The 24,073-nt window shown below is 60.4% G+C and carries 26 protein-coding genes and 3 pseudogenes; 20 read left to right on the top strand and 9 right to left on the bottom strand.

All coding sequences use genetic code 11. The features are described from left to right. The 12 genes and pseudogenes from HP556_RS26250 to HP556_RS26200 form a co-directional block, all read left to right on the top strand. Window positions 1-252: pseudogene (locus tag HP556_RS26250) on the top strand (NAD(P)/FAD-dependent oxidoreductase); the annotation flags it as partial. 93 nt (window positions 253-345) lie between these two features. Continuing rightward, window positions 346-1,299 (top strand): MBL fold metallo-hydrolase, encoded by a 954-nt coding sequence (locus tag HP556_RS26245; RefSeq protein WP_420878707.1) that lies wholly within the window; start codon window positions 346-348, stop codon window positions 1,297-1,299. A gap of 250 nt (window positions 1,300-1,549) precedes the next feature. Next, the gene (locus tag HP556_RS26240) at window positions 1,550-1,915 is read left to right on the top strand and encodes a hypothetical protein (RefSeq protein WP_175369124.1); all 366 of its coding nucleotides are present in this window, start codon (window positions 1,550-1,552) and stop codon (window positions 1,913-1,915) included. Beyond that, window positions 1,882-2,047: pseudogene (locus HP556_RS30440) on the top strand (response regulator); the annotation flags it as partial. The gene HP556_RS26240 and the pseudogene HP556_RS30440, both read left to right, overlap by 34 nt. After that, complete coding sequence (locus HP556_RS26235) at window positions 2,044-3,291, top strand: adenylate/guanylate cyclase domain-containing protein (protein ID WP_175369123.1); 1,248 nt, start codon at window positions 2,044-2,046, stop codon at window positions 3,289-3,291. The pseudogene HP556_RS30440 and the gene HP556_RS26235, both read left to right, overlap by 4 nt. 226 nt (window positions 3,292-3,517) lie before the next feature. Then, window positions 3,518-6,112 (top strand): PAS domain-containing protein, encoded by a 2,595-nt coding sequence (locus HP556_RS26230; RefSeq protein ID WP_175369122.1) that lies wholly within the window; start codon window positions 3,518-3,520, stop codon window positions 6,110-6,112. Continuing rightward, on the top strand, window positions 6,112-6,759 hold the full coding sequence (locus HP556_RS26225) for a response regulator transcription factor (RefSeq protein WP_210269338.1): 648 nt from the start codon (window positions 6,112-6,114) through the stop codon (window positions 6,757-6,759). Before HP556_RS26230 ends, HP556_RS26225 begins: the two co-directional genes overlap by 1 nt. Next, window positions 6,752-7,141, top strand: a complete 390-nt coding sequence (locus HP556_RS26220) for a response regulator (protein WP_175369120.1) — start codon at window positions 6,752-6,754, stop codon at window positions 7,139-7,141. Before HP556_RS26225 ends, HP556_RS26220 begins: the two co-directional genes overlap by 8 nt. Further along, window positions 7,134-7,817, top strand: coding sequence for a response regulator transcription factor (locus HP556_RS26215; protein ID WP_175369119.1), 684 nt, complete (start codon window positions 7,134-7,136; stop codon window positions 7,815-7,817). Before HP556_RS26220 ends, HP556_RS26215 begins: the two co-directional genes overlap by 8 nt. Next, window positions 7,796-8,227: a type IV toxin-antitoxin system AbiEi family antitoxin domain-containing protein gene (locus tag HP556_RS26210; protein ID WP_246297900.1), complete on the top strand. Its 432-nt coding sequence runs from the start codon at window positions 7,796-7,798 to the stop codon at window positions 8,225-8,227. The genes HP556_RS26215 and HP556_RS26210 overlap by 22 nt, the downstream gene beginning before the upstream one ends. Continuing rightward, entirely contained in the window at window positions 8,109-8,480 is a 372-nt protein-coding gene (locus HP556_RS30530; protein WP_210269324.1) for a nucleotidyl transferase AbiEii/AbiGii toxin family protein, read from the top strand. The genes HP556_RS26210 and HP556_RS30530 overlap by 119 nt, the downstream gene beginning before the upstream one ends. Before the next feature lie 553 nt (window positions 8,481-9,033). After that, window positions 9,034-9,246 (top strand): hypothetical protein, encoded by a 213-nt coding sequence (locus HP556_RS26200; RefSeq protein WP_175369118.1) that lies wholly within the window; start codon window positions 9,034-9,036, stop codon window positions 9,244-9,246. Between the two features lie 100 nt (window positions 9,247-9,346). Here the strand turns inward: HP556_RS26200 and HP556_RS26195 are convergent, their stop codons facing one another. The 4 genes from HP556_RS26195 to HP556_RS26185 all read right to left on the bottom strand — a co-directional run bounded on the left by HP556_RS26195 (window position 9,347) and on the right by HP556_RS26185 (window position 12,303). After that, window positions 9,347-10,174 carry an HNH endonuclease gene (locus HP556_RS26195; protein ID WP_175369117.1) on the bottom strand — a complete coding sequence of 276 codons (828 nt, stop codon included), beginning with the start codon at window positions 10,172-10,174 and terminating at the stop codon, window positions 9,347-9,349. 515 nt (window positions 10,175-10,689) lie between these two features. Continuing rightward, window positions 10,690-11,004, bottom strand: a complete 315-nt coding sequence (locus HP556_RS26190; protein ID WP_175369116.1) for a hypothetical protein — start codon at window positions 11,002-11,004, stop codon at window positions 10,690-10,692. A 234-nt stretch (window positions 11,005-11,238) separates the two neighbouring features. Beyond that, on the bottom strand, window positions 11,239-11,484 hold the full coding sequence (locus tag HP556_RS30610; RefSeq protein ID WP_420878713.1) for a DUF6634 family protein: 246 nt from the start codon (window positions 11,482-11,484) through the stop codon (window positions 11,239-11,241). A 138-nt stretch (window positions 11,485-11,622) separates the two neighbouring features. Continuing rightward, window positions 11,623-12,303 (bottom strand): hypothetical protein, encoded by a 681-nt coding sequence (locus HP556_RS26185; RefSeq protein ID WP_175369115.1) that lies wholly within the window; start codon window positions 12,301-12,303, stop codon window positions 11,623-11,625. Window positions 12,304-12,447: 144 nt separating this feature from the next. On the opposite strand from HP556_RS26185, the gene HP556_RS26180 reads away from it, so the two are divergent. The 7 genes and pseudogenes from HP556_RS26180 to HP556_RS26150 all read left to right on the top strand — a co-directional run bounded on the left by HP556_RS26180 (window position 12,448) and on the right by HP556_RS26150 (window position 17,812). Beyond that, window positions 12,448-12,765 (top strand): helix-turn-helix domain-containing protein, encoded by a 318-nt coding sequence (locus HP556_RS26180; RefSeq protein WP_175369114.1) that lies wholly within the window; start codon window positions 12,448-12,450, stop codon window positions 12,763-12,765. Window positions 12,766-13,129: 364 nt separating this feature from the next. Further along, on the top strand, window positions 13,130-13,909 hold the full coding sequence (locus HP556_RS26175; RefSeq protein WP_175369113.1) for a DUF262 domain-containing protein: 780 nt from the start codon (window positions 13,130-13,132) through the stop codon (window positions 13,907-13,909). A 524-nt stretch (window positions 13,910-14,433) separates the two neighbouring features. Then, window positions 14,434-14,712, top strand: a pseudogene (gene thyA, locus HP556_RS26170) (thymidylate synthase); the annotation flags it as partial. 5 nt (window positions 14,713-14,717) lie between these two features. After that, a complete protein-coding gene (locus HP556_RS26165; RefSeq protein WP_175369112.1) occupies window positions 14,718-15,245 on the top strand; it encodes a dihydrofolate reductase in 528 nt (175 codons plus the stop codon). 153 nt (window positions 15,246-15,398) lie between these two features. Beyond that, window positions 15,399-16,553: an FtsH protease activity modulator HflK gene (gene hflK / locus HP556_RS26160; protein ID WP_089268263.1), complete on the top strand. Its 1,155-nt coding sequence runs from the start codon at window positions 15,399-15,401 to the stop codon at window positions 16,551-16,553. Beyond that, on the top strand, window positions 16,550-17,443 hold the full coding sequence (gene hflC, locus HP556_RS26155) for a protease modulator HflC (RefSeq protein ID WP_089268264.1): 894 nt from the start codon (window positions 16,550-16,552) through the stop codon (window positions 17,441-17,443). Before hflK ends, hflC begins: the two co-directional genes overlap by 4 nt. Before the next feature lie 168 nt (window positions 17,444-17,611). Then, on the top strand, window positions 17,612-17,812 hold the full coding sequence (locus HP556_RS26150) for a DUF2065 domain-containing protein (RefSeq protein WP_068734021.1): 201 nt from the start codon (window positions 17,612-17,614) through the stop codon (window positions 17,810-17,812). Here the strand turns inward: HP556_RS26150 and HP556_RS30125 are convergent. Further along, the gene (locus HP556_RS30125; RefSeq protein ID WP_210269323.1) at window positions 17,809-18,018 is read right to left on the bottom strand and encodes a hypothetical protein; all 210 of its coding nucleotides are present in this window, start codon (window positions 18,016-18,018) and stop codon (window positions 17,809-17,811) included. The genes HP556_RS26150 and HP556_RS30125 overlap by 4 nt on opposite strands. Here HP556_RS30125 and HP556_RS26145 point away from each other — a divergent pair. Then, a complete protein-coding gene (locus HP556_RS26145; RefSeq protein WP_175369111.1) occupies window positions 18,011-19,549 on the top strand; it encodes a Do family serine endopeptidase in 1,539 nt (512 codons plus the stop codon). The genes HP556_RS30125 and HP556_RS26145 overlap by 8 nt on opposite strands. 1,074 nt (window positions 19,550-20,623) lie before the next feature. Here HP556_RS26145 and HP556_RS26140 read toward each other — a convergent pair. From HP556_RS26140 to HP556_RS26125, 4 genes are all read right to left on the bottom strand, one after another. After that, window positions 20,624-21,262, bottom strand: a complete 639-nt coding sequence (locus tag HP556_RS26140; RefSeq protein ID WP_175369110.1) for a DedA family protein — start codon at window positions 21,260-21,262, stop codon at window positions 20,624-20,626. Further along, a complete protein-coding gene (locus tag HP556_RS26135; RefSeq protein ID WP_175369109.1) occupies window positions 21,259-21,849 on the bottom strand; it encodes a class I SAM-dependent methyltransferase in 591 nt (196 codons plus the stop codon). Before HP556_RS26135 ends, HP556_RS26140 begins: the two co-directional genes overlap by 4 nt. Before the next feature lie 139 nt (window positions 21,850-21,988). Then, complete coding sequence (locus HP556_RS26130) at window positions 21,989-23,356, bottom strand: sensor histidine kinase (protein WP_175369108.1); 1,368 nt, start codon at window positions 23,354-23,356, stop codon at window positions 21,989-21,991. Further along, window positions 23,353-24,027, bottom strand: a complete 675-nt coding sequence (locus HP556_RS26125; protein WP_089264395.1) for a response regulator transcription factor — start codon at window positions 24,025-24,027, stop codon at window positions 23,353-23,355. Before HP556_RS26125 ends, HP556_RS26130 begins: the two co-directional genes overlap by 4 nt. Window positions 24,028-24,073: the final 46 nt, after the last annotated feature.

Below are 24,073 nucleotides of genomic sequence, written 5' to 3'. Positions count from 1 at the left end.
GGCAACAATGCCGCCGCCGAATTGCTCGGTGTGGCGACGAAGCCATATCACCAGAAGGCTTATGTCACTTGCCTCGATCTCGGCGCGGCGGGCGCGCTGTTCACGCGCGGCTGGGATCGAAAGGTGGAGATGGTCGGCGACATGGCCAAGAAGACCAAGCACGAAATCAACACCGTGTGGATTTATCCGCCGCGCGCTGAGCGCGTCGCGGCGCTCGCAGCGGCCGATCCGGAGCATGTGACCAATCTCTGACCGATAAACGATTAGACGCTTCCCGCTTGGGAGGCGCGATCCTTGGACAACACAGCCAAATCCAACGTCGCCGAGAGGCAGGAGATATCAAAGATGAAGCAGATGAATCAGACGACCCCGCAGGGATCCAATAAAAACTCGAGCAACACCTCTCAACAGGGCCGAACGGTGCCCGACGAGTTGGTGCCGTCACGCTATGCGCTGCGAGTCGGCGAGATTGAAGTGCTGGTGATTAGCGATGGTGTGCTAACGCCGCCAGCCGAGTCGATGGCGACCAACGCCGACCCGGCCGCCCGGGCGGCCTGGCTGGACGACAGGTTCCTGTCGCGGGATGCCTTCGATTGGGCGCTGAACGAGGTCGTGGTGCGTACCGGCGACCAAACCATCCTCATCGACAGCGGGCTGGGAATGGAATACCCGGACTTTCCGCGGGCCGGGCAGTTGGGCCTGCGCCTGAAGAATGCCGGCATCGATCTCGGGTCGGTGACCGACGTTGTGCTGACGCACATGCACTTTGACCACGTTGGCGGACTGCTCGTCGACGGGGTGAAGGAGCAGCTGCGTCCGGACCTGCGAATCCACGTAGCCGCCGCCGAGGTCAAGTTCTGGGCGTCGCCTGATTTCTCCCGCACCGGCATGCCGCCGGTGCTCGCTGAGCTGGCCCGGAGTGCGGCCAAACGGTTCCTGGACGAATACCGCGACCGATTGCTGCCGTTCGAGGAAGATGGCGAGGTGGCGCCAGGTGTGATGGTCACGCGCACGGGCGGTCACACCCCCGGGCATAGCGTGGTCCGCCTCGAGTCCAATGGCGATCGGCTGATGTTCGCTGGCGACGCGATATTCCCCGTCTCGTTCGATCACCCCGAATGGCACAACGGCTTCGAACACGATCCCGAAGAGGCGACCCGTGTCCGTCTCCGGCTCATGCGGGAACTGGCGGAGACCGGCTCATGGCTGGTGGCCACCCACATGCCGTTCCCGTCGATTGGCCGGGTAGCGGTCGCCGGCGACTTCTATCGCTGGGTCCCGACTTGGTGGGATTACTGACGGCATGTCGAAGCAGGGCCGCAGGCGCGGCCCTGCTCATATCGGAACCCTAAAGGGCTACGTCGATGGATCGCAAACCATGCGCGCGAAACCCGAAGGCGTGGCGGAATGGCTTATCCGGCTCGCCGGCCTGCCGCGACAGGGATGACAGGCCAGGCGGTCGATGGCGGCCTCTGCCTGGCCTGGCAGCAATCGACTGACGCGTAATGCGACGCTCCTGCTGCGTCGGCCTCAATAAGCGTTGTGCCAAATGACGAAGGACCAATGGATGGACGGGGAGGTGCCGCCCGCGTGCATCGAGAACGCACGTTTGCGGCGCGAACTCGCGATGGCGCTCGAACGGCAGGCCGCCACCACCGAAATTCTCAACGTCATCGCCAGGTCGCCGACCGATGTGCAGCCGGTTTTCGATGTCATTTCCGGCAGTGCGCAGAGGCTACTCGGCGGCCAATCGGCACTCGTCACGCGGATGGTGGGCGATATGCTTTATCTCGCCGCATGTACGGCCGGAAGCCCGGACGGTGACGAGGAGATCCGTGTCTCTTTCCGGCCGCGTCGACGGGGAGCTGGATCGAGCGGCCGCGCGCGCGCCGGCCTGATGTTCCGGTCATCATGATTTCCGCCTATGTCTGACAGTCAGACACGCAGTACCGCACTGGAGCGCGGCGTAGACGATCTGTTGACCAAGCCGATCGACTTTGGCTGGCTTCGCCGCGAGATCGAGGCGAGGCTGGAAGTCGCGGCATGACGGCTACGGTCCTGATGGTCGATGACGAGCCAGATCTGGAAACCCTCGTTCTGCGTAAATTCCGTCGCCTGCGCCGTGACGGGCTCATCGATTTTCTATTCGCGCATGACGGCATCGAGGCGCTCCGTGCCATCGACCGGCATCCTCATATCGATCTCGTCGTCCTCGACATCAATATGCCGCGCATGGACGGACTGTCGCTGCTGCAGAAATTGCAGGAGCGAGACGACCGCAAATCCGCGATCGTCGTCTCGGCCTATGGCGATATGGGCAATATACGGACCGCAATGAATCGTGGTGCATTCGATTTCCTGACCAAACCGATCGATTTCTCCGATCTGGAGGCCACGATCCTGAAGACGCTTCGTCATGTAGAGATCTTGCGCGAAGCGCATCGCCGCCAAACCGACGCGGAGCGTGCGCATGCCTCACTGTCCCGCTATTTTTCTCCCGAACTGGCCAGGCGACTTGCGGCAGGCGGCGAGAACGGCATGGCTGTGCATTGGCGTCAGGTCGGAATCATCTTTACCGATATCACGGGCTTTACATCGCTGGTCGAGATGGTGGTGCCAGAGCAGCTTGCGGAACTGCTCAAAGAATATGTCGGCGGGCTGACCGAAGTGGTCTTCAATCACGAGGGAACGGTCGCCAAGGTGATCGGCGATGCCATACAGGTCCTATTCAACGCTCCGGGGGAGCAGGCGGACTACGCCCCACGCGCCATAGCCTGCGCGCAGGAACTGGATCGCTGGGCCGAGACGTTTCGTGGACGATGGAAGCGAAAAGGTATCGCTTTTGGCGCGACACGCATTGGTGTCCATGCGGGGCCGGCACTGGTTGGCAATTTCGGCGGTGAGCGCTTCTTCGACTACACGGCCTATGGCGATACGATCAATACAGCTGCCCGACTCGAAGGCGCAAACAAGGCGCTGGGAACGCGAATCTGTGTCAGCGACGTTGCTGCGAGCGCCGCAGGCGCCTTTCGGGGGCGGCCGATCGGCGATCTCGTTTTGCGCGGCCGGAGCGAGGCTTTGCGGACGCACGAGCCACTATCGCCCGATCAATTCGGTGATTCGGCCACGGCAAAATATGCTGCCGCGTTCCGCCAGCTCGAGGCCGGCGACGCTGCCGCGCTGCCAGCTTTCGCAGCGATGGTTGGGGCTTATCCCGAAGATTCGCTGGCGAACTTCCATCTGCGGCGGCTGCTCAATGGCGCCAGCGGAACGATCATCCGGCTGGGGTGATGGCGAGCGACTTGATGCCTTCGATATTGCGGTGACGACAGGCCACGAGGTCGCAAATCCGGCTCAGCGGCCCGCAACTGGCCTGGCAATACATGGATTTCCATGGGGTGCGGCCGGCCAATGGTGCGGCTAAAGTCGCTACCGAGTGTACCGGGCAGACGTTTTCGAAAGACTGCCAGACAAGGCGCCGGTAAGTGTCAGGTTCTCTCAGGAGGAGCATCCGAACATGACGGCAGAGCGTTCCCGGCAGTATTGGCTGCCCGCGATCGTGGCTTCGACAGTCGGCATCTTGTTGTGCTGGTTCATGAATGAGCCATTCGGGCTGCTGGCGCCGGTCGCCGCGATCTACCTCTATTTGCCTGGCCGGGCCGTATGGTGGCTCCGGGCAGCCTGGATCATCGCTCTTCTGGGATCGGTCGTGGGTGCAACATCTGTTGCCAGTGGCGAGCAGGATCGCATCCTCCAATGGACCGCGTTTTTTGCCTTGGCCCTATGCATCGGGGAGATCATCGAAATAAAGGTATCGACGATTTTCGGCGCGGATGCGCTGGAAGCAATGCTTATCGTGGGAAGCATGCCGGCTTATACTTGGTCGGCCAGTCCCGACGGTCACGCGACCTATGTCAGCGCGGGTACCTTCGCGTATACCGGGCTTCAGCCTGCCACGAGCGGGCTGTTCCATCTGCTCGACAACGCAGCATGGCGGCAGATCATACATCCCGACGACTACAGCGGCCTGATGGACAAGCGGCGAGAGTCGCTGGCTTTGAGCATTCCTTTCGATACGGAATTGCGCATCCGTCGTCACGACGGTGTTTATCGATGGTTCAGGCTGTACGGCTCGCTGTCGCGTGACCACAAGGGCCGGCAAGCCGGCTGGTATGGCACGATGATCGATATCGAGGAGAGGAAAGTCGCAGAGCAGACGCTCCAGCACAACAAGCGGCAATTGCAGCAACTTACCGACGCTGTCCCGGCGGCAATCTGGAGCACGGCTTCGGACGGCACGCCGACTTACGTCAACAAGCGCTTCATGCAGATGACCGGAGCGACGATCGCGGACGTCACGGCGCATGATGGATCGTTGCGCTTGGACATCATCCTTCACCCGGACGATGCCGAGGGCGCGATGGCGGCTTTCAAGCGCTCTCGTGATACCGGTGAACCCTATGTCAGGCGCTATCGCCAGATCCGTGCCAATGGCGCTTACCACTGGACGGAGACCCGCGCTGAACCGCTGCGAGACCAGAGCGGTACGATCATCAACTGGTACGGACAGAGCATCGATATTCATGATCAGGTGATCGCCCAGCACGCGCTGGAACAAAGCGAGCGGCAGCTACAATTGCTGGTCGATGCCGTCCCAGCCATGATCTGGAGCACCACTCCTGAAGGTCAGCCCGTCTTCGTCAATAAGCGCTTCATGGATGTGACCGGTACCACGCTCGAAGACGCGACCGGGCCGGACGGTATGCCGACATTCTGCACAATCCATCCGGATTACAGAGCGGATGCCCGGAGTGCGTTCATGGACGCATTCGCGACAGGCGTTCCGTGTATGATGCGCTATCCGCAACTTCGAAGCGACGGTTCTCATCGCTGGAGTGAGGTCCGCGTAGAACCTTCGCGCGGCGAGAACGATGAAGTTCTGCAGTGGTATGCCGTATGCGTCGATATCGACGATCAGGTCCAGGCACACGAAGCGCTGCTGCAGAGTGAACGTTCGTTGCGCCAACTGGTAGAGACCTTGCCGGCGATGATCGACTGTGCGACGCCCGATGGTGAGCCGATCTATCGCAGCAAGCAGCTTCGGGAATTTCTCGGATACGATCTCGACTTACTGGATGGAGAGCCGTCTCGGCTGGATGCCACTTTGGATGCCGGCGTTCACCCGAACGATTTGCAGGGCGTAAAGGAAAGGTATGCGCATTCGCTCGCTACGGGCGAGCCATATGCCAGGCGTCATCGCCTGCGACGCTTCGACGGCGAATATCGTTGGGTCGAGACCCGAGCCGGACCGATGCGCGATGCTGCCGGCGCCATCGTGCAGTGGAACGTTATTTGTCTCGATATCGACGGCGAGATGCGCGCGCAAGAAGAGTTGCGTCAGGCACAGGAGAAGCTTGCGCGCGCGAGCCAGGCCGCGAGTCTCGCAGAGTTGTCAGCTTCCATCGCGCATGAGGTCAATCAGCCGCTTGCGGCGATCGTTGCCAATTCTCATGCATGCCAGCGTTGGCTTACGGCATCACCGCCGAATATCGAGCGCGCCCATCGGACCGTCGAGCGGGTCATCCGGGACGCCAACGGTGCCGCCGATGTCGTCAGTCGGATCCGTGCCTTGTTCAGACAGTCGGGCGAGAAACGAAATATGTCAGAGCTGAGGCATGTGATTGCGGAAGTCTGCGACCTGATCGCAGAAGAGGCTGCGCGTCGGCATACGCGAATTGCGATTGATGTCGAATCTGAAGTGCCGCCCGTCGCCATTGATCGCGTTCAGATTCAGCAGGTTCTGACCAATCTCATTCGCAACGGCATCGATGCAATGGACGCTGCCGCGGGCGACAAGGTTATTCACGTGCGCGTCAGTTGCGAGAACGACGATACGGTTGAGATCTCGGTCAGTGATCTTGGCTCCGGCGTGGAGTTTCCGGAAAAGGTGTTTCAGCCGTTTTTCTCCACGAAGGAGCAGGGCATGGGCATGGGGCTTTCCATTTGCCGGTCGATTATCGATGCGCATGGTGGAAATCTGTGGGTGGAAAACAAGTCACAAGGAGCAACATTTGCATTTTCGTTGCCGGTCAGGTCGAGGACGTTCGCGTGATGGATGAAGATTGCATCGTCTTCGTCGTAGATGACGACGCACGGATACGCGAGGCTCTCGTGGAGCTGCTCGCTTCGTACGGCATTCTTGCGATGGCATTCAGCTCAGGCGGCGATTACATGCATGCGGACAAGCCCGACATGCCTGCATGTCTCCTTCTTGACGTGGAGTTGCCGGATATCAGCGGCCTCGATCTGCAAGGGCAGATAGCAGAGCACGGGCATCCGCCGATCGTCTTCATCACCGGGTACGGGGATATCCCGTCATCGGTGCGGGCCATCAAAAACGGCGCACTGGATTTTCTGACCAAGCCGTTCAGCGATGCCGACGTTATGAACGCAATTCGGTCTGCGATTTTGCAGGATCGGGCCGATCGCACCGTCCGCAGCGAAATGTCGCTGCTTAAACAGCGTTATCTCGATCTCACGCCGCGCGAACGAGACGTCCTGCCGCTGGTCGTGAGCGGCCTTTTGAATAAGCAGGCGGCCGCCCAACTGGGAATCAGCGAGGTCACTCTGCAGATCCACCGAAGAAACGTCATGCAGAAAATGGGGGCCACATCGCTCGCCGATCTCGTGCGGATAGCTCAAAGGTTGGAGATCCCGCTCACCAATTTAAGGCGAGCGGAGGAAAGCGATCGTGCATAGACGAAGACCCGCCATTGCCGTTGTCGACGACGATCCAAGAGTGACCGAATCGTTGGAAGATCTTCTGGAATCGGCCGGATACGCCGTGTGTTGTTTCTCATCGGCGGAGGCACTCCTCGCATGCGACCTGTCCGACGTGGATGTGCTGATTACCGACATCGGGCTTCCGAACGTCGATGGCCTGCAGTTGCGGAACATCGTCATGCGCCGCCGCCCCGGTCTTCCGGTCTTTCTCATCACCGGACGTCACGAGATCGCTGATCAAACGCGGGCGAAAGGCATCACGGGCTTCTTCCGCAAGCCGTTCGACGGCGCCGCATTGCTTTCAGCCATCGGCGAGGCGGTCGGAGCACAAACAAATAGAGGAACGGACCATGAGTAATCGTTCGCTTTTGCAACGGGAACAACTGAAGGAGCATGGTTCGGACGAGCCGCTGGTCATCATTGTCGATGATGATGCTTCCGTTCGCGAAGCGTTGACCGAACTCGTCATTTCCGCAGGTATCGAAGCGATTTGCTATGCATCGACACGGGCATTCCTTGATGCGGGTGCGCCCGACAGGCCAAGTTGTTTGATTGTCGATGTGCGAATGCCCGGTGCGAGCGGGCTTGATCTTCAAGAACACCTGGGGCGCAGCGGCGATCCCAGACCGATCATCTTTCTCACCGGTTATGGAGATATTCCGATGACGGTCCAGGCGATGAAGGCCGGCGCCATCGATTTTCTAACTAAGCCGGTGCGTGATCAGACTTTGCTTGACGTTGTACATACAGCTATCGCAAGGGACCGCGTCCAGCGGGAACAATCGGCCGAAATTAAGCGCAACGTCGACAAATTGGCGACGCTGACACCACGTGAGCGGGAAGTGCTTCAGCAAGTGATGAGCGGCCGTCTGAACAAGCAGATCGCATTCGATCTCGGCATCAGCGAGGTTACGGTGAAATTGCACCGAAGCAACGCCATGCGCAAAATGGCGACGACCTCGACGGGGCATATGATACGTGTATGGGAGACGCTACCAGCCGCCGCGCGTGCATGGCCGATGCCTCAAGCCTGATGGATAGTGCTGAGAATCTTCGCAAGGCGCAGTCAATAAGAAGACTTGTCGCCACCGTAACCGGGAGGCAGCCCAGGAAATTTCATATCAAGGTGTCGCATGCCCCGGCCACTGAAACTCAACAAGAGCGTGCGATTCCGCTGCTTCGCCGGCAAGGCGTGGCCCGTGCGTCTGAACTGCTCGTGGCCGGGGTTACTGCGGCTACCGTGTCCCGGATGCTCGCAGCTGATAAAATTATCCAGCTGAGCCGCGGTCTCTATCAACTGCCCGACGCGCCGTCCAACCTCAACAATGCGCTCGCACAGGTGGCCAATCAAGAACATCGGCGCGTCGCTAAGGGCGCGTCTGCTGACACTCTCACGCGAACGCAATCAGACGTTCCAACTGATGTTGACCCACTACGTGCTTGAGCGGCTTTTCTACAGGTTAAGCCAGACTGAGCATCGCAGCAGCTTTATCCTCAAGGGCACAATGCTTTTGACGAAATGGTTTGACGATCCGTTACGGCCGACCCAAGACCTCGACTTTCGTGGATTCGGGAATGACGATCCGGACGAAATGGTGAAACGTTCCGGGAGATCCGTTGGCGGTCGAGGTTTCCGATCGACTTCGACACATCTGAGTGGTACAAAGCACTCATTCGCGGTGGCGATAAGTATTTGATTTTACTCGCGGAAGGGCCTTGGACCGACAATCCTTAGTTGGGGGACGTCGACGACGATTGCCGATTGATGCGTCCGAGAAGCGGAGAGGCTGCACGCGCACCGCTACCTTGGCACATCTTCGGCAGCGAAGACCGCTGGCGAGGTCATTACGAAGGTCGTTGACGAGTGGGCGAGGGCGGCAAGTCGACCTCGCTCGGCGCTCAGCAGCGGGCACATTGGAACCGTCGCGTCCATCATCCCCGCTGAGGCCGGTTGACGCCCTGGGGCTCTCGGGCCGCAGATTCGGAAGCTGGCCTTTCTCAAGATCTTTCCGGAAGCATCTGGCTGAGTGAGTCCCGCGCGCTTCATCTCCTTGATGTTGAGCGAACTCAGGGGGCGGTGACAATCTCATTCCGACTTCATGACAGGCAGACCTCCGGGACCGAAGAGCCTCGGCTGTCTTGTGCCTAAGACCTTCTCGTCTCAACTCATTCGTAATAGTCCGGATCCAGACTATCGCGCTGCCTGCGCTCGACCTCACCGCTGCCGCCGCAAGCCCGGCATTGGGCATCATGACGATTGAGCCCGCTTCCTTTGCAGATGGGACATCTGACCGCCTGAAAGTCCCGCATGTCGATCCTGGCAAGGTCACCTCGCTTGACCTGTCCACCGCCGCCGCAAATCTCGCATGGACGGTCATGACTTATCCCTTGTCCTTCGCAGACCGGACAATCGACGACCTCATGATCGCGGAGATCGATCTCAGCGGCATGTCTTCGTTGTAGCGTGCCGTTGCAGCCGCAACTCGCGCAAGTGCGTCCGTTCTGGACGCCGTCTCCCGCGCAGACTGGACACTCTACATGTTCGAAATCACCGAGATCGATCTCACCGATATGGTGACGATCTATCTCGCCCTCGCCTCCGCATACCGAGCAGGAATTGTCGTCGTACTTCCCGGAGCCCTCGCAGACGGGGGCAATCGACCTTTGTGTAATCGTCGACCTCGATCGCTTCTGCGTATCGACGATCCATCCTCGCTTCGCCGCCACAGCCGGGGCAGAGGTCGCCGCGAAAAATGCCATCCCCATCGCAAACAGGACAATTGACCTTCTTATACGCTTGCAGATCCACGCGTTCCGCCAGTTGCTCTTCGATCTCCCGATCTCCGCCGCAGACTGGGCAATCGGTCGATTCGTGAGTTCCGGATCCCTTGCAGAGAGGGCACGCTACGAAGCCGAAGGCTGCTGCGTATTCTTCGCGGATGGCGCCCGCCTTCTTCAATCGCGCTGCGATCGCACCTTTATCCTTCGAGAGAGATGCGACGTTCGCCGAAATGGTCTGGACGGCTTGGTAGTTGGGGTCCGTCTTCGACACCGGCGCCAGCTTCGGCAGGTTCTCCAACGTGGATTTGGCGATTTTCTTGACAGCTTTGATCTGCTGCGCGGTCGTCGCAGCAGCGAGCTGCGCAGCGAGAGCGTTGCAATCCTCGAGGACGGTTATCAGTTTGTTGCTGATCTGGTGCTGCATTCGCCACAGGAACAGCCTGTGGCGATGCAGCGACCTCTTAAACCCCTCGACGAATGCCACGTCTTCGTCGATCGGCCCGTACAGCCCATTGTCGTATGCCTTATGGTGGTTCTTGCAAAGCCAGAGCAGATTCTCCGGATGGTTGTTCTTGCTCCTGTGGACCGGATCGAGATCGCGGCTTCGCATGTATCTCTGTAACTATGACAGATGGCGCATTCTCCGCCTGCCTCTTCCATGATTTCTACGCGGATGCCCGTCGGCACGTGCGGCCGCGTGCCCGCTTCGGTCTTGGGCCAAGGCAGCTTCAGCCAATTGTCAAAGCCGAGAAGCTCCTCTTCCTCGAAGAAAAGCGTTCCCTAATCCTTCTTCGCGACTTTGAGCTTCCGTGAAGTGCCTGTCTTCGGTGCATTCTTGGTGAGCCAGCGCAGAAGCTTGGGCGACATGCCTGTGGCACATGCGGCTTCGTACACGGACAGATGTTCTTTCGGCATCGCGATTCATTCGGTTAAAGGACCGCGCTCCATGCAGCATATCCCTCAAGCGGTCGCCAAGCGTGGCGAGAAGGGCTCTGGTCTGAGGACAGAGATCCGTCGGCAAAGGTTGGATTGTCGCGCGCTGACAGAACGTGCGTCAACAGCGACGTCGCCAGGCATAGGTACGTGCGCCGTTGAGCGGAACTGAGCCGTCGATGTCCCTGCTTTTCAACCGGGCGGCATCGGCGACATGTAAAGCGCAACTGCCTGCAGCGTCGCGGACGTCGCGGCAGCCAAAGCGGCATAGCTGTTCCACCGGGATTGGGCGCGCACCGTCTCGAGCACGTTGACGATCGTGCTTCCGGCCTGCGTCACGATCTGCATCCCTTTTTCCGAGTCCACCCAGATCATATCGTTGGGATGCTCAGGGTCGCCGGGCGAATCGACCGGCGGGGCCGTCACGGTTACCTTCGATGCCCAGAACCACAGAGCCGCGGCCCCGATGGCGAAAACAATGGCACCCCATCCGCAGACAACTCCCATGTCATTTCCCCATAAGCGATCGGTTGGCATTTAGCGTTGTACTTCCGCCGAAGCGTGGGCCGATTGCCGCACCTACGGCAGCGGGGTTGCTCCTGGACGCTTTCCCACCTTGGCACATCTCCGGCAGCGGCGGCGTCGCTCAAGTCCAAATGCTGGATTCTGCAGTCACCGTTGAGCTTCCTTTCGGAGCCAAAGAGGTCAGTGGCGAGAGCGCATATCTGCGCACGCTGACGTTCAGGAGGAATGCGTGCTGCCATAGGGGCGCCCTAGTCGATACCAACGCGAATTCGTGCGAGCTACCCCCAGATCTTCCACGAGCAGGCAAAGATCGCTTGTGATGATCGAACGCCCGCCGCCGGGAAGAGTTGGGTGATCCCAAACCATTCCCGTCAGACAGGCGGCGCTCCGAGATGTCCGCATCCAGTTGTGGAGAATGGGAGCATCGGCGCTGATGTTAATATGGCCGTCAGCGAAAAGCATCAGGTCTGTCGCTAACCGTTGAAGGCGATCAACCTCTGATGCCAATTTGACAATGTCCATGGAGTGTCCGCTTCGAATTTCGACCATGTCAGTTTACTTCGAACGGCGACGACATTGGTCGCTCCGTTGAAGTCGTAGTCAGCGAATAAGTTGTGTGACTGCTCCGGCGATATTTATCGCGGCATCACTGATGATGCGGCTGCAACAGAATTTTCTTCCGTTTACCAGATCTTCGAGATCGTCCCGTGGTAAATCGGGAATGCCAGGCATCAGTATAGATGGCCCAGAGGATTTCGATCCCGCTGCCGGATCGAACCGTGTGATCTTCGACGCTATATCACCCGCGCTCAAATTTTCGGGCCATGTGATTGGCAAAAGGTAGATTGAGGGCCCTTTGGAAACTGGCGCATCATGACTCGCGCCGACTGGTGTGCGGTAGGCTAGATAATCGCGATAGTCTAGGACGGCCGCTTCGACTTCGTGAGCAGTGCGCCTCATAGGGAGCAGCACCACAGCTCTTGGATCGTTCAATGCAAGCTCCCAAACCATTCGTCGGGTCATATCAATGACAACCGTACGGCACTCTGGATGCGCCTCGATAGCTCGCCGAATTGCATCAAAAGTGGCCGCCTCTTCCGGAAGCCAACTGGTCGAAAACGGAACATCCTCTGCCAACGCGATGACAGGTCGAATTCCAGACAGCGTCAGCTGGAGATGCAAAGGGCGCAGACCAATTGCCGCAAGTCCAGTGGCGAGAACCACGCCCGATGCGGTTCGACCAGCTCCGCCTTTAGACCCGACCAGAATGAATGTGGACATCCGCGAATCCTTTGCTGCGACGAGTGACCGCGATCACGATATGTCGGCACTGTAAAAAAGTGCAAGGATTCGTTTCTAAAGTGCAATAATTCAGATAAATAGTGCAATTGTTGACAAGCGTCCGTAGGCCTCGAAAGTGGCGGGATGTACTACCCTCCCAAGGTCTTAATGGCGGCGAGACAGCTTCTCGGAGTAAGCCGGGAAGATCTCGCTGAGGCCGCAAAAATCGGCGTCCGGACTCTTGCAAGTTTCGAGATGGATGGCCCTGGGACGACGCTCAAGACACTCGAAGCTGTTCAAATGGCACTCGTCACGCAATACGGGGTGCAATTCCTTCCAGAAGACGAAAAACAGGGATTTGGTATTCGCTTTCCTCGTGGTCATTTCGGAGCGCCGGAGAAGAGACATCGCCCTCCACGCAAGGCCAATCCCAAGTCCAAGCCGAAGCCCAGCAAAAGCTAGCAGATGTCGGCTAGCCGAATGCGCTCGAGCCTTGGCGTCTCGACCCGGCGAGAATCCTTCTCGAAATCTTTCAAATTATCGGTCTCGGCAGGGACGCTCTTGACGCAAAGGCGGTAGCCAGCATTCCGGCATCCTCGGTACCAGTTATCGGGAACCGTTCGCGGCCACCGCCAAGCAGCAGATAAGGATCGAGTTCCTCGGGTCCACACTGCATGATGCTCTTGACGGCCGCAGTATCAAGGTTGCTTGACGTCCTGTCCCCACACACGTCTGCAGACCGTGCGACTCATTTGCCCCACTCGTTTGGGCTTGACGATGTATCGAATTGCGCCCGACCCTTGTTGTATCGACAGGGAGACGGCAGATGGTTACGACACGACAAGCGGCTCGAGGTGATTCCTTCGATATCCATCGACCGCGTTTGAAAGCAATTCTCGACGATATCCATGACGGCCTGATTAGGCTGCCGCATTTTCACCGCGATTGGTTGTGGTCAAGCGATGATATCCGCGATTTGCTGGAATCGATAGCAGATGGCCATCCGATTGGCGTTCCTATACTCGTGGATGCCTTATCGACGGAGCATCGGGCGATCAGTGGCGCGCCAGCGCCCGATTCGAAATCTTCGTCGTTGCGTCTGGTTCTAGATGGCCAACAACGCCTTACGGCTGCTTACCAGGCCTGCTACATGAGCGCGCCCGTCAGAATACAGCCGACGAAAAAGAGGGGAGATTATTGTCTCTACTTCTTCGCCATGGAGCAGGCCGTATCGACCGCATCGCGAGCGAACAATGCAATTTTCTCGATCAGGGTGGGGTCAGACGGACGTTGGTTGGGTGGCGCCGGCCACAACTACACGGATCCTCGGATCCAATATGAACACGGCATCTTTCCAGCGAACCAATTATTCAAATTCGACTCGTACGAAACGGCGTACACCAATTTTTGGGACGTGAGGTCACGACGTTTGGACCGGCCAGCGGCTATGCGGAGGCTGCGAGACTTCCGTTCGGTCGTCGTTTCTGCCGTCGAACTTTACTCTTTACCAGTCCAAATTGGCAACCGGCCTGTGCAGGTCGATGCGATGTATCGCATGTACGAAAGGCTGAATGGAGTTATGGGAGAAGCAGGGCACAGAACATAGCCCAGAGCCGTCGGGCTAGGAGCGTCAGATTAATCGCCCAGGCCCACCAGAAAGGTGGCGATCAAGATCACATGCAGGCCGGAGACGCCAATGGTAGGTCATCTTCATCGCTCAACAATCGAGCGATTCAGAACCAAGAGTCTTCAAGCATATCGGTCGGTACAGTTTTCATTTACCGTGGATTCCATGCTGCGGTCTGATTGGTGGATAACGCACTCTTCGATCAGACCGGGCGGTCACGGCTATCTGATCCACCCCCTTACGGGGGGCATGGAATCGGCCCTGTGCTCAAGGGGGTCTCGCCAACCTCGTTGCTTCCCAGAGATGAACGGCCCTGCTTGCTTGCAATTGTGGGAGCCGCTGCGCAGGGCCGTCCTCCATTTCCATTTGAAGGGTGAAGTCTCGCAATCTCATCTGATCGTTAGGAATCAGATACACTATTAAAGTAATAGGCATCTGGATACCTTTCAATGAGTTCACTGGGACACGCTGGCATAGCGAAGATAGCGGTTGGACCCCTGACCGGAAAACCGTTCAACATCGCGTCCTATGCGCTGCTGACGATGATGATCGCACAGGTCACTGGCCTGAAGGCCGGCGACTTCATCCATACGCTGGGCGATGCGCATCTCTATTCCAACCATCTGGAGCAGGCGCGGCTGCAGCTAACGCGGCCGACGCGCGCGCTGCCGGTGATGAAGATCAATCCGGACGTGAAGGACATCTTCGCGTTCCGCTATGAGGACTTCACCCTCGAAGGCTACGATCCGCATCCGCACATCAAGGCCGAGGTTGCGGTTTGACCACAATGACACCCGTTCCTCAGATCGTCCTCATCTACGCCGTAGCCGAGAACGGCGTGATCGGGCAGGGCAACGCCATGCCATGGCGGCTGAAGTCGGACATGCAGCGGCTCAAGGCGCTGACGATGGGCAAGCCGATCGTGATGGGGCGCAAGACGTTCGAGTCGTTTCCGAAGCGACCGCTGCCGGGCCGCACCAATATCGTCATCACGCGCAATGCCGACTATCAGGCCGCGGGGGCTGTAGTCACCACGTCGCTTGCCGATGCACGCGCGGTGGCGACTGGCGACGCGCTGCGGCGTTTGGTCACTGAGATTGCCGTGATCGGCGGCGCCGAGATCTATGCCCAATGGATGGGGATCGCCGACCGTCTCGAAGTCACCGAAGTTCACGCAAAGCCGACCGGCGATACCTTTATGCCGCCGGTCGATCTCACTGTGTGGGAAGAAGTGGCGCGTGTCAGAAATGCCGCGGCGGGCGAGGACAGCGTCGATTTCTCCTATGTGACATATTGCCGGAGAGCGCCCCGTTAACCGCGTTTTCCGCCCGTTAACATTGACTTTCGCGGCCTCGGGCATAGCTCCAGCGATCAAGAACCCCGCGTTGTAAGAGCTGGGGTCGTCCCCTATAAAGCCATGCAGACGTGGCGAGACCGGTATGTCCGGCCGCGCAGAGGAGAGTGTTGAATGCCGTGGAAGAATCAAGGCGGAGGCCCATGGGGCTCTGGTCCGAAGGGACCCTGGGGTTCTGGTCCGCAATCATCCGGACCGAGGCCGCCTGATCTTGAGGATCTGCTGCGCAAGGGGCAGGACCGCCTGCAGTCGATGCTGCCCGGCGGCTTCGTCAGCGGCATGGGCATCGCGCTCGTGCTCGCCGTGGCGCTCGTGATCTGGGGGCTGTCCGGTTTCTTCCGCGTGCAGTCCGAAGAGCTCGGTGTCGTCCTCCGGTTTGGCAAGCATGTCCGCACCGTGCAGCCCGGCCTGAACTATCATCTGCCTTATCCGATCGAGACCGTGCTGTTGCCGAAGGCGCTGCGCGTATCGACGCTGTCGGTCGGCATGTCGATCCTGGAAGACACCGGTCGCCGCGGCCGCACCATCCGCGATGTGCCGGAAGAGAGCCTGATGCTGACCGGCGACGAGAACATCGTCGATGTCGACTTCACCGTGTTGTGGCGCATCAAGCCCGACGGTGTCGGCAACTTCCTGTTCAACATCCAGAACCCCGAAGGCACCGTCAAAGCGGTCGCCGAAAGCGTGATGCGTGAAGTTGTTGGCCGCGCCAACATTCAGCCGATCCTCACCGGCGCACGCACCACCACCGAAACCCAGGTGCAGGAACTGATGCAGAAGACGCTCGACGGCTATAGCGCCGGCGTCCTGATCCAGCAGGTCCAGCTGCAGAAGGTCGATCCGCCGGCACAGGTGATCGATGCGTTCCGTGACGTGCAGGCGGCGCAGGCCGATGCCCAGCGTCTGCAGAACGAAGCCCAGACCTATACCAACCGCGTCGTTCCCGATGCGCGCGGTCGTGCTGCGCAGATCCTGCAGGTCGCCGAAGGCTATCGCGAACAGGCGATCGCCGAAGCCAAGGGCCAGAGCGCGCGCTTCCTGAAGGTCTATGACGAGTACAAGAAGGCGCCTGACGTAACCCGTCAGCGTATCTATCTCGAAACCATGGAGCGGATCTTCGGCGGTGCCGAGAAGCTGGTCTATGACGGCGGCCAGGGCGCCGGTGCTTCGCAAGGCGTCGTGCCTTACCTTCCCTTGAATGAACTGACGCCGCGGCGTCAGCCTCCGGCGCCATCTGGTCAGCCTCAGCAGAGCGGGAGCACCCGATGAAAACCGGCATCTCAGGTATCGTTGCACTGATTGTAGTGCTGGTGCTGGTCATCGTGGGCTTCGGCTCGATCTATACGGTGCGCCAGACTGAACAGGCCCTCGTGGTGCGGCTCGGCGAGCCCGTCCGCGTGGTCACCGAGCCCGGTCTGAACTTCAAGATCCCGTTCATCGACAGCGTGATCTCGATCGACAAGCGTATCCTCGATCTGGAAAACCCGGCTCAGGAAATCATTGCCAACGACCAGCGTCGTCTGGTGGTCGATGCCTTCGCTCGCTACAAGATCAAGAACGCGTTGCGCTTCTACCAGAGCATCGGATCGATCCAAGCGGCGAACATCCAGCTCACCACGCTGCTCAACGCGGCCATGCGCCGTGTGCTCGGCGAGGTCACCTTCATCCAGATCGTGCGCGACGAGCGCGAGAACCTGATGAACAAGATCCGCGAGCAGCTCGACAAGGAAGCCGATGGTTACGGCATCTCCGTCGTGGACGTTCGTATCCGCCGCGCCGATCTGCCGGAGGCGAACAGCCAGGCGGTGTATCAGCGGATGCAGACCGAGCGTCAGCGGGAAGCTGCTGAATTCCGCGCCGGCGGTGGCCAGAAGGCGCAGGAGATTCGCTCCAAGGCCGATCGTGAAGCAACGGTCATCATCGCCGATGCGAATTCGACGGCTGAACAGACCCGCGGTGCCGGCGACGGCGAGCGCAACCGTCTGTTCGCTGAATCCTACGGCCAGGATCCGGAGTTCTTCGCGTTCTATCGCTCGATGACGGCTTACGAGAACGGATTGAAGAGCAACGACACCCGCTTCCTGCTGCGGCCGGATTCGGAGTTCTTCCGCTTCTTCGCCAATCCGTCGGGAAAGCCCCCCGCGGCAAAGCCGCAGTAACGGCGTCACTGGTTAAGCTTACGCGGATACCTGTTTTGCGTTCGCTGCCACTCTGATCTAAAGGATGAGGCGCGCCATCGTGGCGCGCCTCATTTGTTTTCAGAAAAGCGCCAAGAAAACTGCCAAGAAACTGCGGCCAGGGTGCGAACGTTCGGGAGTTGAAGTCGGATGAGGTCCATAGCGTTTGCCGACTTCCTCATCGGCATCGGAATCCTGTTCGTATTCGAAGGCATCCTGTTCCTGGCATTTCCCGGATGGATGCGCCGCGCGATGAAGAGCGCGCTGCAAAGCCCTGACAACATCCTGCGCATTGCCGGTCTGGTCTCGGCCGTCGGCGGCCTGATCCTGATCTGGGCGATCCGGCGCTAGCGGCGGCTCATAATCTCTCCGGGCGTCCGAAAAAGCTCTTCCCGATCAACGCGATCGTGCACGTTTACGTCCGCATTCCGCCGCAATCCACGTCCCAGATGGGCCAGCCGGATGGCCCGCGCGAAGGCTTGCGCGATGTCGCCGTTCGGGCGCACTCTCAGCCAAATTTGCCGACTCTCTTTTGGAGACGTTTCCGACATGTCCATCGCTCATTCCTCTCTGAGCTCCGTTTCGCGCCGTGCACCGTATAGCGGCCTGCGTCCGCTGCTGACGGCGCTTTGTTTTGGCGCCGCGGTCGCCACGTTTTCCGCGCCGGCCTCGGCCCGCGGACCGGATGGCATCGCCGACGTTGCCGAGAAGGTGATCGATTCCGTGGTCAATATCTCGACCACCTCGACTGTCGAGGCGAAGAACAGCGACAAGGGGGAGGGCGGTGGCCGCGGGGCAATGCCGCAACTGCCGCCAGGCTCGCCGTTCGAGGAGTTCTTCGACGACTTCTTCAAGAACCGGGGCGGGCGCCCTGGCGGCGACAAGAATGGCGGGCTGCAGCCGCGCAAGACCAATTCGCTCGGCTCCGGTTTCATCATCGACACGTCGGGCGTCGTGGTCACGAACAACCATGTCATCGATGGTGCCGACGAGATCACCGTCATCATGAATGACGGCACCAAGATCAAGGCCGAGTTGGTCGGCGTCGACAAGAAGACCGATCTGGCGGTGCTGAAGTTCACCCCGGTAAAGCCGGTGGTCGCCGTCAAGTTCGGCGATAGCGAGAAGCTGCGGCTTGGCGAGTGGGTGATCGCGATCGGCAATCCATTCTCGCTCGGCGGCAGCGTCACTGCGGGCATCGTCTCGGCGCGTAACCGCGAGATCAGCAACAACAGCCCCTATGACAGCTACATCCAGACCGACGCCTCGATCAATCGCGGTAATTCGGGCGGCCCGCTGTTCAACCTCGAGGGCGAAGTGGTTGGCGTGAACACGCTGATCATCTCGCCCACCGGCGGCTCCATCGGCCTCGGCTTCGCCGTGCCGTCGAAGACCGTGGTCGGCGTCATCGAGCAGCTGCGCGAATACAAGGAAGTCCGCCGCGGCTGGCTCGGCGTGCGCATCCAGCCGGTCACCGACGAGATCGCCGAGAGCCTGAACATCAAGCCGGCGCGCGGCGCGCTGATTGCCGGCGTCGACGACAAGGGCCCGGCCAAGCCTGCCGGCCTCGAGCCCGGCGATGTGGTGATCAAGTTCGACGGCCGTGATGTCAAGGAGCCGAAGGACCTGTCGCGCATCGTTGCCGGCACCGCCGTCGGCAAGGCCGTCAATGTGCTGATCATTCGCAAGGGCAAGGAAGAGACCAAGCAGGTCACCCTCGGCCGTCTCGAGGATGACAAGCCGGTGCAGGCCTCGATCAAGGCCACGCCGGAAGCCGAGAAGCCGGCGACGCAGAAGGCGCTGGGCCTCGACCTCACCGGTCTCAGCAAGGATCTGCGCACCAAGTACAAGATCAAGGACAGCGTGAAGGGCGTCATCGTGACCGGCGTCGATGCCGGCTCCGACGCCGCCGAGAAGCGCCTGGCCGCCGGCGACGTCATCGTCGAGGTCGCGCAGGAAGCGGTCACCAACGCCGCCGACGTCAAGAAGCGCGTCGATGCCTTGAAGAAGGACGGCAAGAAGTCGGTGCTGCTGCTGGTGTCGAATGCCGAAGGCGAGCTGCGCTTTGTGGCGCTGAGCGTGCAGTAGGGCTCTTTCTTCTCCCTCCCTCAAGCGCGGCGAAGCCGCGCGCAGCGGGGAGGGTGGCGCGTTTGAGAGCGAAGCGAACAAACGTGACGGGTGGGGTGCCCCACGTGAGGGCGTCGCTCGTGGCACCCCCACCCCGGCCTCCACTTCGTCGATGCTGCGCATCGCCTCCTTCGGCCGACCCTGCCCGCCTAGCGAAGCTTCGCTTCGCGCGGGGGGAGGGATTCCACAAACGCCTGCGCGCCGTTGCAGATGTGAATGTCAAACAGCCACTACCCTTCAGACATGCGTCATCGCCCCCATTGTTTGCGGCGCGGGGGCGCCGTCGTCGCTTGCATTCCCACCCTCCTGTGAGAGGGCGTGCGGAACGCCGGGTGCCCGTTGCACCCTTGGGCCTGATGCGATGCGGTCTTCCGCAATCTAGTGTGCATCAGGACTTTCGGAGGCGCCGAGCGAGTGCCCAGCGTTCCGCCTGCGGTGTTTTTTCGGTTGCCTGCACATCTGCCATGGCGAACGGTCCCATCACCAAAATTAATGTCCCAGGGCGGAGGGACAGGGTAGCCGCAAAGCACTTGGCCGAACGCGTTTTGACTTGGTCGTCCGTCACACTGTCCAGGGCTCTTTCCATCTCAAGGTCGGCCGTGTCCTTGCCAGTGGCAGTGCTGGCGCAGATCCGTCCTGCCCGAAGACAGACGTCACCCCCAAACCGCGTAACGCCGCATCTCCGGCGTCCACCGCATCCCACCCCGCGAACGTGACGATCGCGATCGCCCCTCTCGGTGGGGCAGGACGGAGGGGAATATAAACCTGATAGGGATGCTGTCAACGGAGAATAGGAAAAAATGTTTAGGCGCTGTCTTGCCGCCCCACCCCCGTCATTCCGGGGCGGGAGCGGCGCCGAAGGCGACGGAACCGAACCCGGAATCCCGACATGGGAGTCACCGTAGAGCCAGACACTCCGGGATTCCGGGTTCGCGACCGGCAAGTGCCGGCCGCGCCCCGGAATGACGAGCTTGGATCGAGATTCCGGGCTCAGTGCGGCCCGCTTCGGACGGCCGTTTTGGCCATGACATAGTTCTAGCTGGCTGCCGGACGGCGTCGTGATGTGCGCCGGTTGAAGCGGCGCCAGCCCCATACGATCAGTGCTTCCAGCGCGATCAATATCGCCACGACGATCAGCGCCGCAGATGCCGGGTCCGAACTGGTGTCCCCGATCCAGAAGCCGAGCCCCAGTAGCGGTCCGCTCCATGCGAGGCTGCCGATAAACGTTCCCAGCAGAAATTGCGGAAGGGACACGGCTAGCACCCCTGCGGGGATCGCCATATAGACCCGGATCACGGGCAGCGTCTGGCCGACCGCGAGGATCACGAACAGGTTTCGTTGAAATGCACCCGCTGCGCGCTGGTAGCGCGCAGAGGTCAGTCCGATATAGGGACCGAAGCGTCTCACGAATGTCGCGCTGCGCCGTTCTCCCAGGATCAGGCCAGCGCCATACCAGCACAGCGAACCGGCCGTCGAGCCGATCGCGAGCGCCAGGATGGCTGAAGCGAGATCGCTCTGCTTTGCAGCGACGACGATGCCGATGACCACGAATGCGACGTAAGACGGCACGAACGGAAACAGCTTCTCGGCGATGCCAAGCCCGATGATTCCGATTGGGCCGATGTGGACGCAGTTAATCAGAAGATCGGATAGTTCTGTGGCCATCGCGCTCATTTTGCCACCCGGACGGCGGACTGGCGCCGCGTGATGCGATAGACCGAGGCCGGCGGAACGTTCATCAGCACGCGACCGACACAGGACGCCTCGAGGCCGAATTGCTGGAGTTGCAGATGACTGATCGGACAGCGGACGCCGTAGGTGAACTGATACATTACGCCATCGGAGCGGAGGCTGTTGAAAACACCGGCCAGGATCGCATCGACCTTGTTTTGTGTCATGTTCAGCAACGGAAGTCCGCTGACGACGGCGCCGAACGTCGCGGGTTCGAACACCTTTTGCGGCGCGATCCATGAAGCGTCCATCCACAGCACGCGCGCACGCGGAAATCGCTGCTGCAGCAGGCGCATGAAGTCGGAGCCATATTCGATGAGCGTCAAATCGCCTTCCTTCACACCTTGCTTCAGCAGAGCTTTCGTAAAGACGCCGGTGCCGGGGCCGAGTTCGAGCACCTTGCCGGTCGCGCCGTTGATATCGCGGGTGATCATATTGGCGAGGGCAGACCCCGACGGCGCAATTGCCCCGACGGTTCGGGGGGCAGATGCGAGCGATCGGAAGAAGAGCAGGAGGCCGTTTGCAGTCATGTGAACTATCCATTGCAAATGCATCGACACCGACGGTCGTCGGCAGTGTCATGGGTATGTGCAGTGGAGATTGAGAGAACATGACGTGATGTCTTTGACGCTGCAATAAAGCGGCGGCGATATTCAACGTGCATCGCTGCTAGCGTTGGGCATGCCGCCTGCCGAAGGCCATGGTGACGCGCGTGCCACCGTTCGGGCCGTCCTGAATATCGATCATGCCGTCATGGAGCCGAACGATCTCGCGAACCAGATTGAGTCCGAGGCCGGCGCCGCGCGAGCCGCTATTGAGCCGGTAGAACGGCTCGAAGACGCGTTCTCGATCGTTCAGCGGGATGCCGGGGCCTTCATCGGTCACCGAGACCGAAGACGCGGTGACGCTGACGACTATCTTTCCGCGACGTCCACCGTACTCGATCGCATTGTGGATCAGGTTCGCGAGGGCGCGTTCCAGTGCTCCCTGATCCCCTGACAGGGGGGCCTGTTTCACACTGCTCTCGAATGCGATCTCGTATCCTGCTGCGATGGCCAGCGGCGCGAGATCCGACGTCACATGCTGTGCGATCTCGACGAGGTCGATATCCGACTGCGGCGCGGCGGACTGCTTCAACCGTTCGGTGTCCAGCAGCTGTTCGGCGAGCGTCGACAGACGGCGGACATCCTCGAGCAAACGTGCCGTGTGCGGTCCGGGTTCGGTCGACTCGATCCGGGTTTGCAGGATCGCAATCGGCGTCCGCAATTCATGGGCGGCATCGACCAGGAACCGCTGGCGACGATCGAAGCCGTCGTCGAGGCGGCGCAGCGCGTCGTTGATGGCCACGACCAGCGGAACGATTTCGTTGGGCACCTGGTCCAGCGTGAGGCGCGCGCCGCGTTTGTCGGTGTCGATCCGTTTGGCCTGCGCTGCCGCGTGGCCGAGACCGAGCAGCGCGCGTCTGACCACGATGGGCGTGGCAACGAGAGTCGTCAGGGCCATCACGGCGAGAATCGGCAGTACCACGCTGAGAAACAGCGTTGCGATGGCGGCGGCGACGCGGTGCCAGGGCACGGTGCCTCCGGAGCCGGTGAGAATTTGAACGCGGCCTGCGGCGCTGCCGACCCAGCGCATGCGTGCCGTTGCGCGCGGGGCATCGCCGATATTCCAGCCGAGACGGGCCTGGCCGACGTCATCGAGCGCATCGCCCATGCGCGCGAATTCGGGCGGTACATTGCCTTGCGAGACACGATGGCCGTCCTTGTCCCTGACGAGAAACCACAGCTCGGGCATCCTGGCGCGCTGCCGCGCCAGCGCGGGCGTGTCGCGCAGGATCATGGCGCCGGCCTGGTCACGCGCGATGGCGTTTTCGATCACATTGATGGTCTCGTCTTCGGGCTCCAGTGAGACGATATAGCCGCCGCCCCACAACACACCCACGATGGTCAAGACCAGTCCGGTCAGCATCAACGCCTGCAGGCCGACGAGTCGGCTGACCAACAACCATCGCAATGACTTGCCGCGAATTCGGTTCATGGTGTGCGCTTGATCAGGTAGCCGATGCCACGAATGGCGTGAATTTCTACATCCGCGCTGGCATCGGCCAGTTTGCGGCGAAGGCGCGAGACATGGGTGTCGAGGGCGTTGGACTGGATTTCGTCGTCGAAGCCGTAGACCGCTTCTTCGAGCGCGGACCGCGGGACGGTTCGGCCGGAGCGCCGCAGCAGCGTTTCGAGCACCAGCAACTCACGACGCGGCAAGGTGAGGGCGACACCGGCGACGCTCGCCTGGCGGTGCTCGGCACTGTAGGCGAGGCGACCGAGTTGGAGGACTTCGGCCGGCATATCGCTTGGCCGGCGCAGCACGGCGCGCAGCCGCGCCAACAGTTCCTCGATTGCAAATGGCTTGCCGAGATAGTCGTCGGCGCCGGTATCCAACCCGGCCACGCGATCGGCGAGGTCGCCCCGCGCCGTCAACACGATGATGGGCGCCTGCACGCCACTCGCTCTTAATTTGGGTATCAGCGTGAGCCCGTCGCCGTCGGGCAACTGGCGATCGAGCAGGATGGCTCCATAGCTGTTGGTGAGCAGAGCCTCCTCGGCCATGCCGATCGTCGCCACGCGGTCGACCACCATATCGTGGCCCTTGAGCGCGGCCGCGAGCGCCGCTGCCATTTCCGGTTCATCCTCGACGAGAAGCACGCGCACACAACTACCCTTTCGCCTCAAGCCAAGCGTCGAACCTAGGTGGGGA

This window comes from Tardiphaga robiniae, assembly GCF_013359755.1.
Classification (GTDB): Bacteria; Pseudomonadota; Alphaproteobacteria; order Rhizobiales; family Xanthobacteraceae; genus Tardiphaga; species Tardiphaga robiniae.
Note: the sequence above shows the minus strand (reverse complement) of the source record. Positions and strands in the feature narration are given on the sequence as shown.

What these genes read in the sequence shown, in the direction of transcription:
- hflK (WP_089268263.1), top strand. Translation starts at nt 15,399, where the DNA reads ATGCCGTGGAAGAATCAAGGCGGAGGCCCATGGGGCTCTGGTCCGAAG.
- HP556_RS30125 (WP_210269323.1), bottom strand. Translation starts at nt 18,018, where the DNA reads ATGGACATGTCGGAAACGTCTCCAAAAGAGAGTCGGCAAATTTGGCTG.
- HP556_RS30530 (WP_210269324.1), top strand. Translation starts at nt 8,109, where the DNA reads ATGCGCTCGCACAGGTGGCCAATCAAGAACATCGGCGCGTCGCTAAGG.
- HP556_RS26190 (WP_175369116.1), bottom strand. Translation starts at nt 11,004, where the DNA reads ATGGGAGTTGTCTGCGGATGGGGTGCCATTGTTTTCGCCATCGGGGCC.
- HP556_RS26195 (WP_175369117.1), bottom strand. Translation starts at nt 10,174, where the DNA reads ATGCGAAGCCGCGATCTCGATCCGGTCCACAGGAGCAAGAACAACCAT.
- HP556_RS26150 (WP_068734021.1), top strand. Translation starts at nt 17,612, where the DNA reads ATGAGGTCCATAGCGTTTGCCGACTTCCTCATCGGCATCGGAATCCTG.
- HP556_RS26215 (WP_175369119.1), top strand. Translation starts at nt 7,134, where the DNA reads ATGAGTAATCGTTCGCTTTTGCAACGGGAACAACTGAAGGAGCATGGT.
- hflC (WP_089268264.1), top strand. Translation starts at nt 16,550, where the DNA reads ATGAAAACCGGCATCTCAGGTATCGTTGCACTGATTGTAGTGCTGGTG.
- HP556_RS26140 (WP_175369110.1), bottom strand. Translation starts at nt 21,262, where the DNA reads ATGAGCGCGATGGCCACAGAACTATCCGATCTTCTGATTAACTGCGTC.
- HP556_RS26225 (WP_210269338.1), top strand. Translation starts at nt 6,112, where the DNA reads ATGGATGAAGATTGCATCGTCTTCGTCGTAGATGACGACGCACGGATA.
- HP556_RS26240 (WP_175369124.1), top strand. Translation starts at nt 1,550, where the DNA reads ATGACGAAGGACCAATGGATGGACGGGGAGGTGCCGCCCGCGTGCATC.
- HP556_RS26210 (WP_246297900.1), top strand. Translation starts at nt 7,796, where the DNA reads ATGGCCGATGCCTCAAGCCTGATGGATAGTGCTGAGAATCTTCGCAAG.
- HP556_RS26135 (WP_175369109.1), bottom strand. Translation starts at nt 21,849, where the DNA reads ATGACTGCAAACGGCCTCCTGCTCTTCTTCCGATCGCTCGCATCTGCC.
- HP556_RS26145 (WP_175369111.1), top strand. Translation starts at nt 18,011, where the DNA reads ATGTCCATCGCTCATTCCTCTCTGAGCTCCGTTTCGCGCCGTGCACCG.
- HP556_RS26235 (WP_175369123.1), top strand. Translation starts at nt 2,044, where the DNA reads ATGACGGCTACGGTCCTGATGGTCGATGACGAGCCAGATCTGGAAACC.
- HP556_RS26200 (WP_175369118.1), top strand. Translation starts at nt 9,034, where the DNA reads ATGACGATTGAGCCCGCTTCCTTTGCAGATGGGACATCTGACCGCCTG.
- HP556_RS26165 (WP_175369112.1), top strand. Translation starts at nt 14,718, where the DNA reads ATGACACCCGTTCCTCAGATCGTCCTCATCTACGCCGTAGCCGAGAAC.
- HP556_RS26230 (WP_175369122.1), top strand. Translation starts at nt 3,518, where the DNA reads ATGACGGCAGAGCGTTCCCGGCAGTATTGGCTGCCCGCGATCGTGGCT.
- HP556_RS26180 (WP_175369114.1), top strand. Translation starts at nt 12,448, where the DNA reads ATGTACTACCCTCCCAAGGTCTTAATGGCGGCGAGACAGCTTCTCGGA.
- HP556_RS30610 (WP_420878713.1), bottom strand. Translation starts at nt 11,484, where the DNA reads ATGCTTTTCGCTGACGGCCATATTAACATCAGCGCCGATGCTCCCATT.
- HP556_RS26185 (WP_175369115.1), bottom strand. Translation starts at nt 12,303, where the DNA reads ATGTCCACATTCATTCTGGTCGGGTCTAAAGGCGGAGCTGGTCGAACC.
- HP556_RS26245 (WP_420878707.1), top strand. Translation starts at nt 346, where the DNA reads ATGAAGCAGATGAATCAGACGACCCCGCAGGGATCCAATAAAAACTCG.
- HP556_RS26175 (WP_175369113.1), top strand. Translation starts at nt 13,130, where the DNA reads ATGGTTACGACACGACAAGCGGCTCGAGGTGATTCCTTCGATATCCAT.
- HP556_RS26130 (WP_175369108.1), bottom strand. Translation starts at nt 23,356, where the DNA reads ATGAACCGAATTCGCGGCAAGTCATTGCGATGGTTGTTGGTCAGCCGA.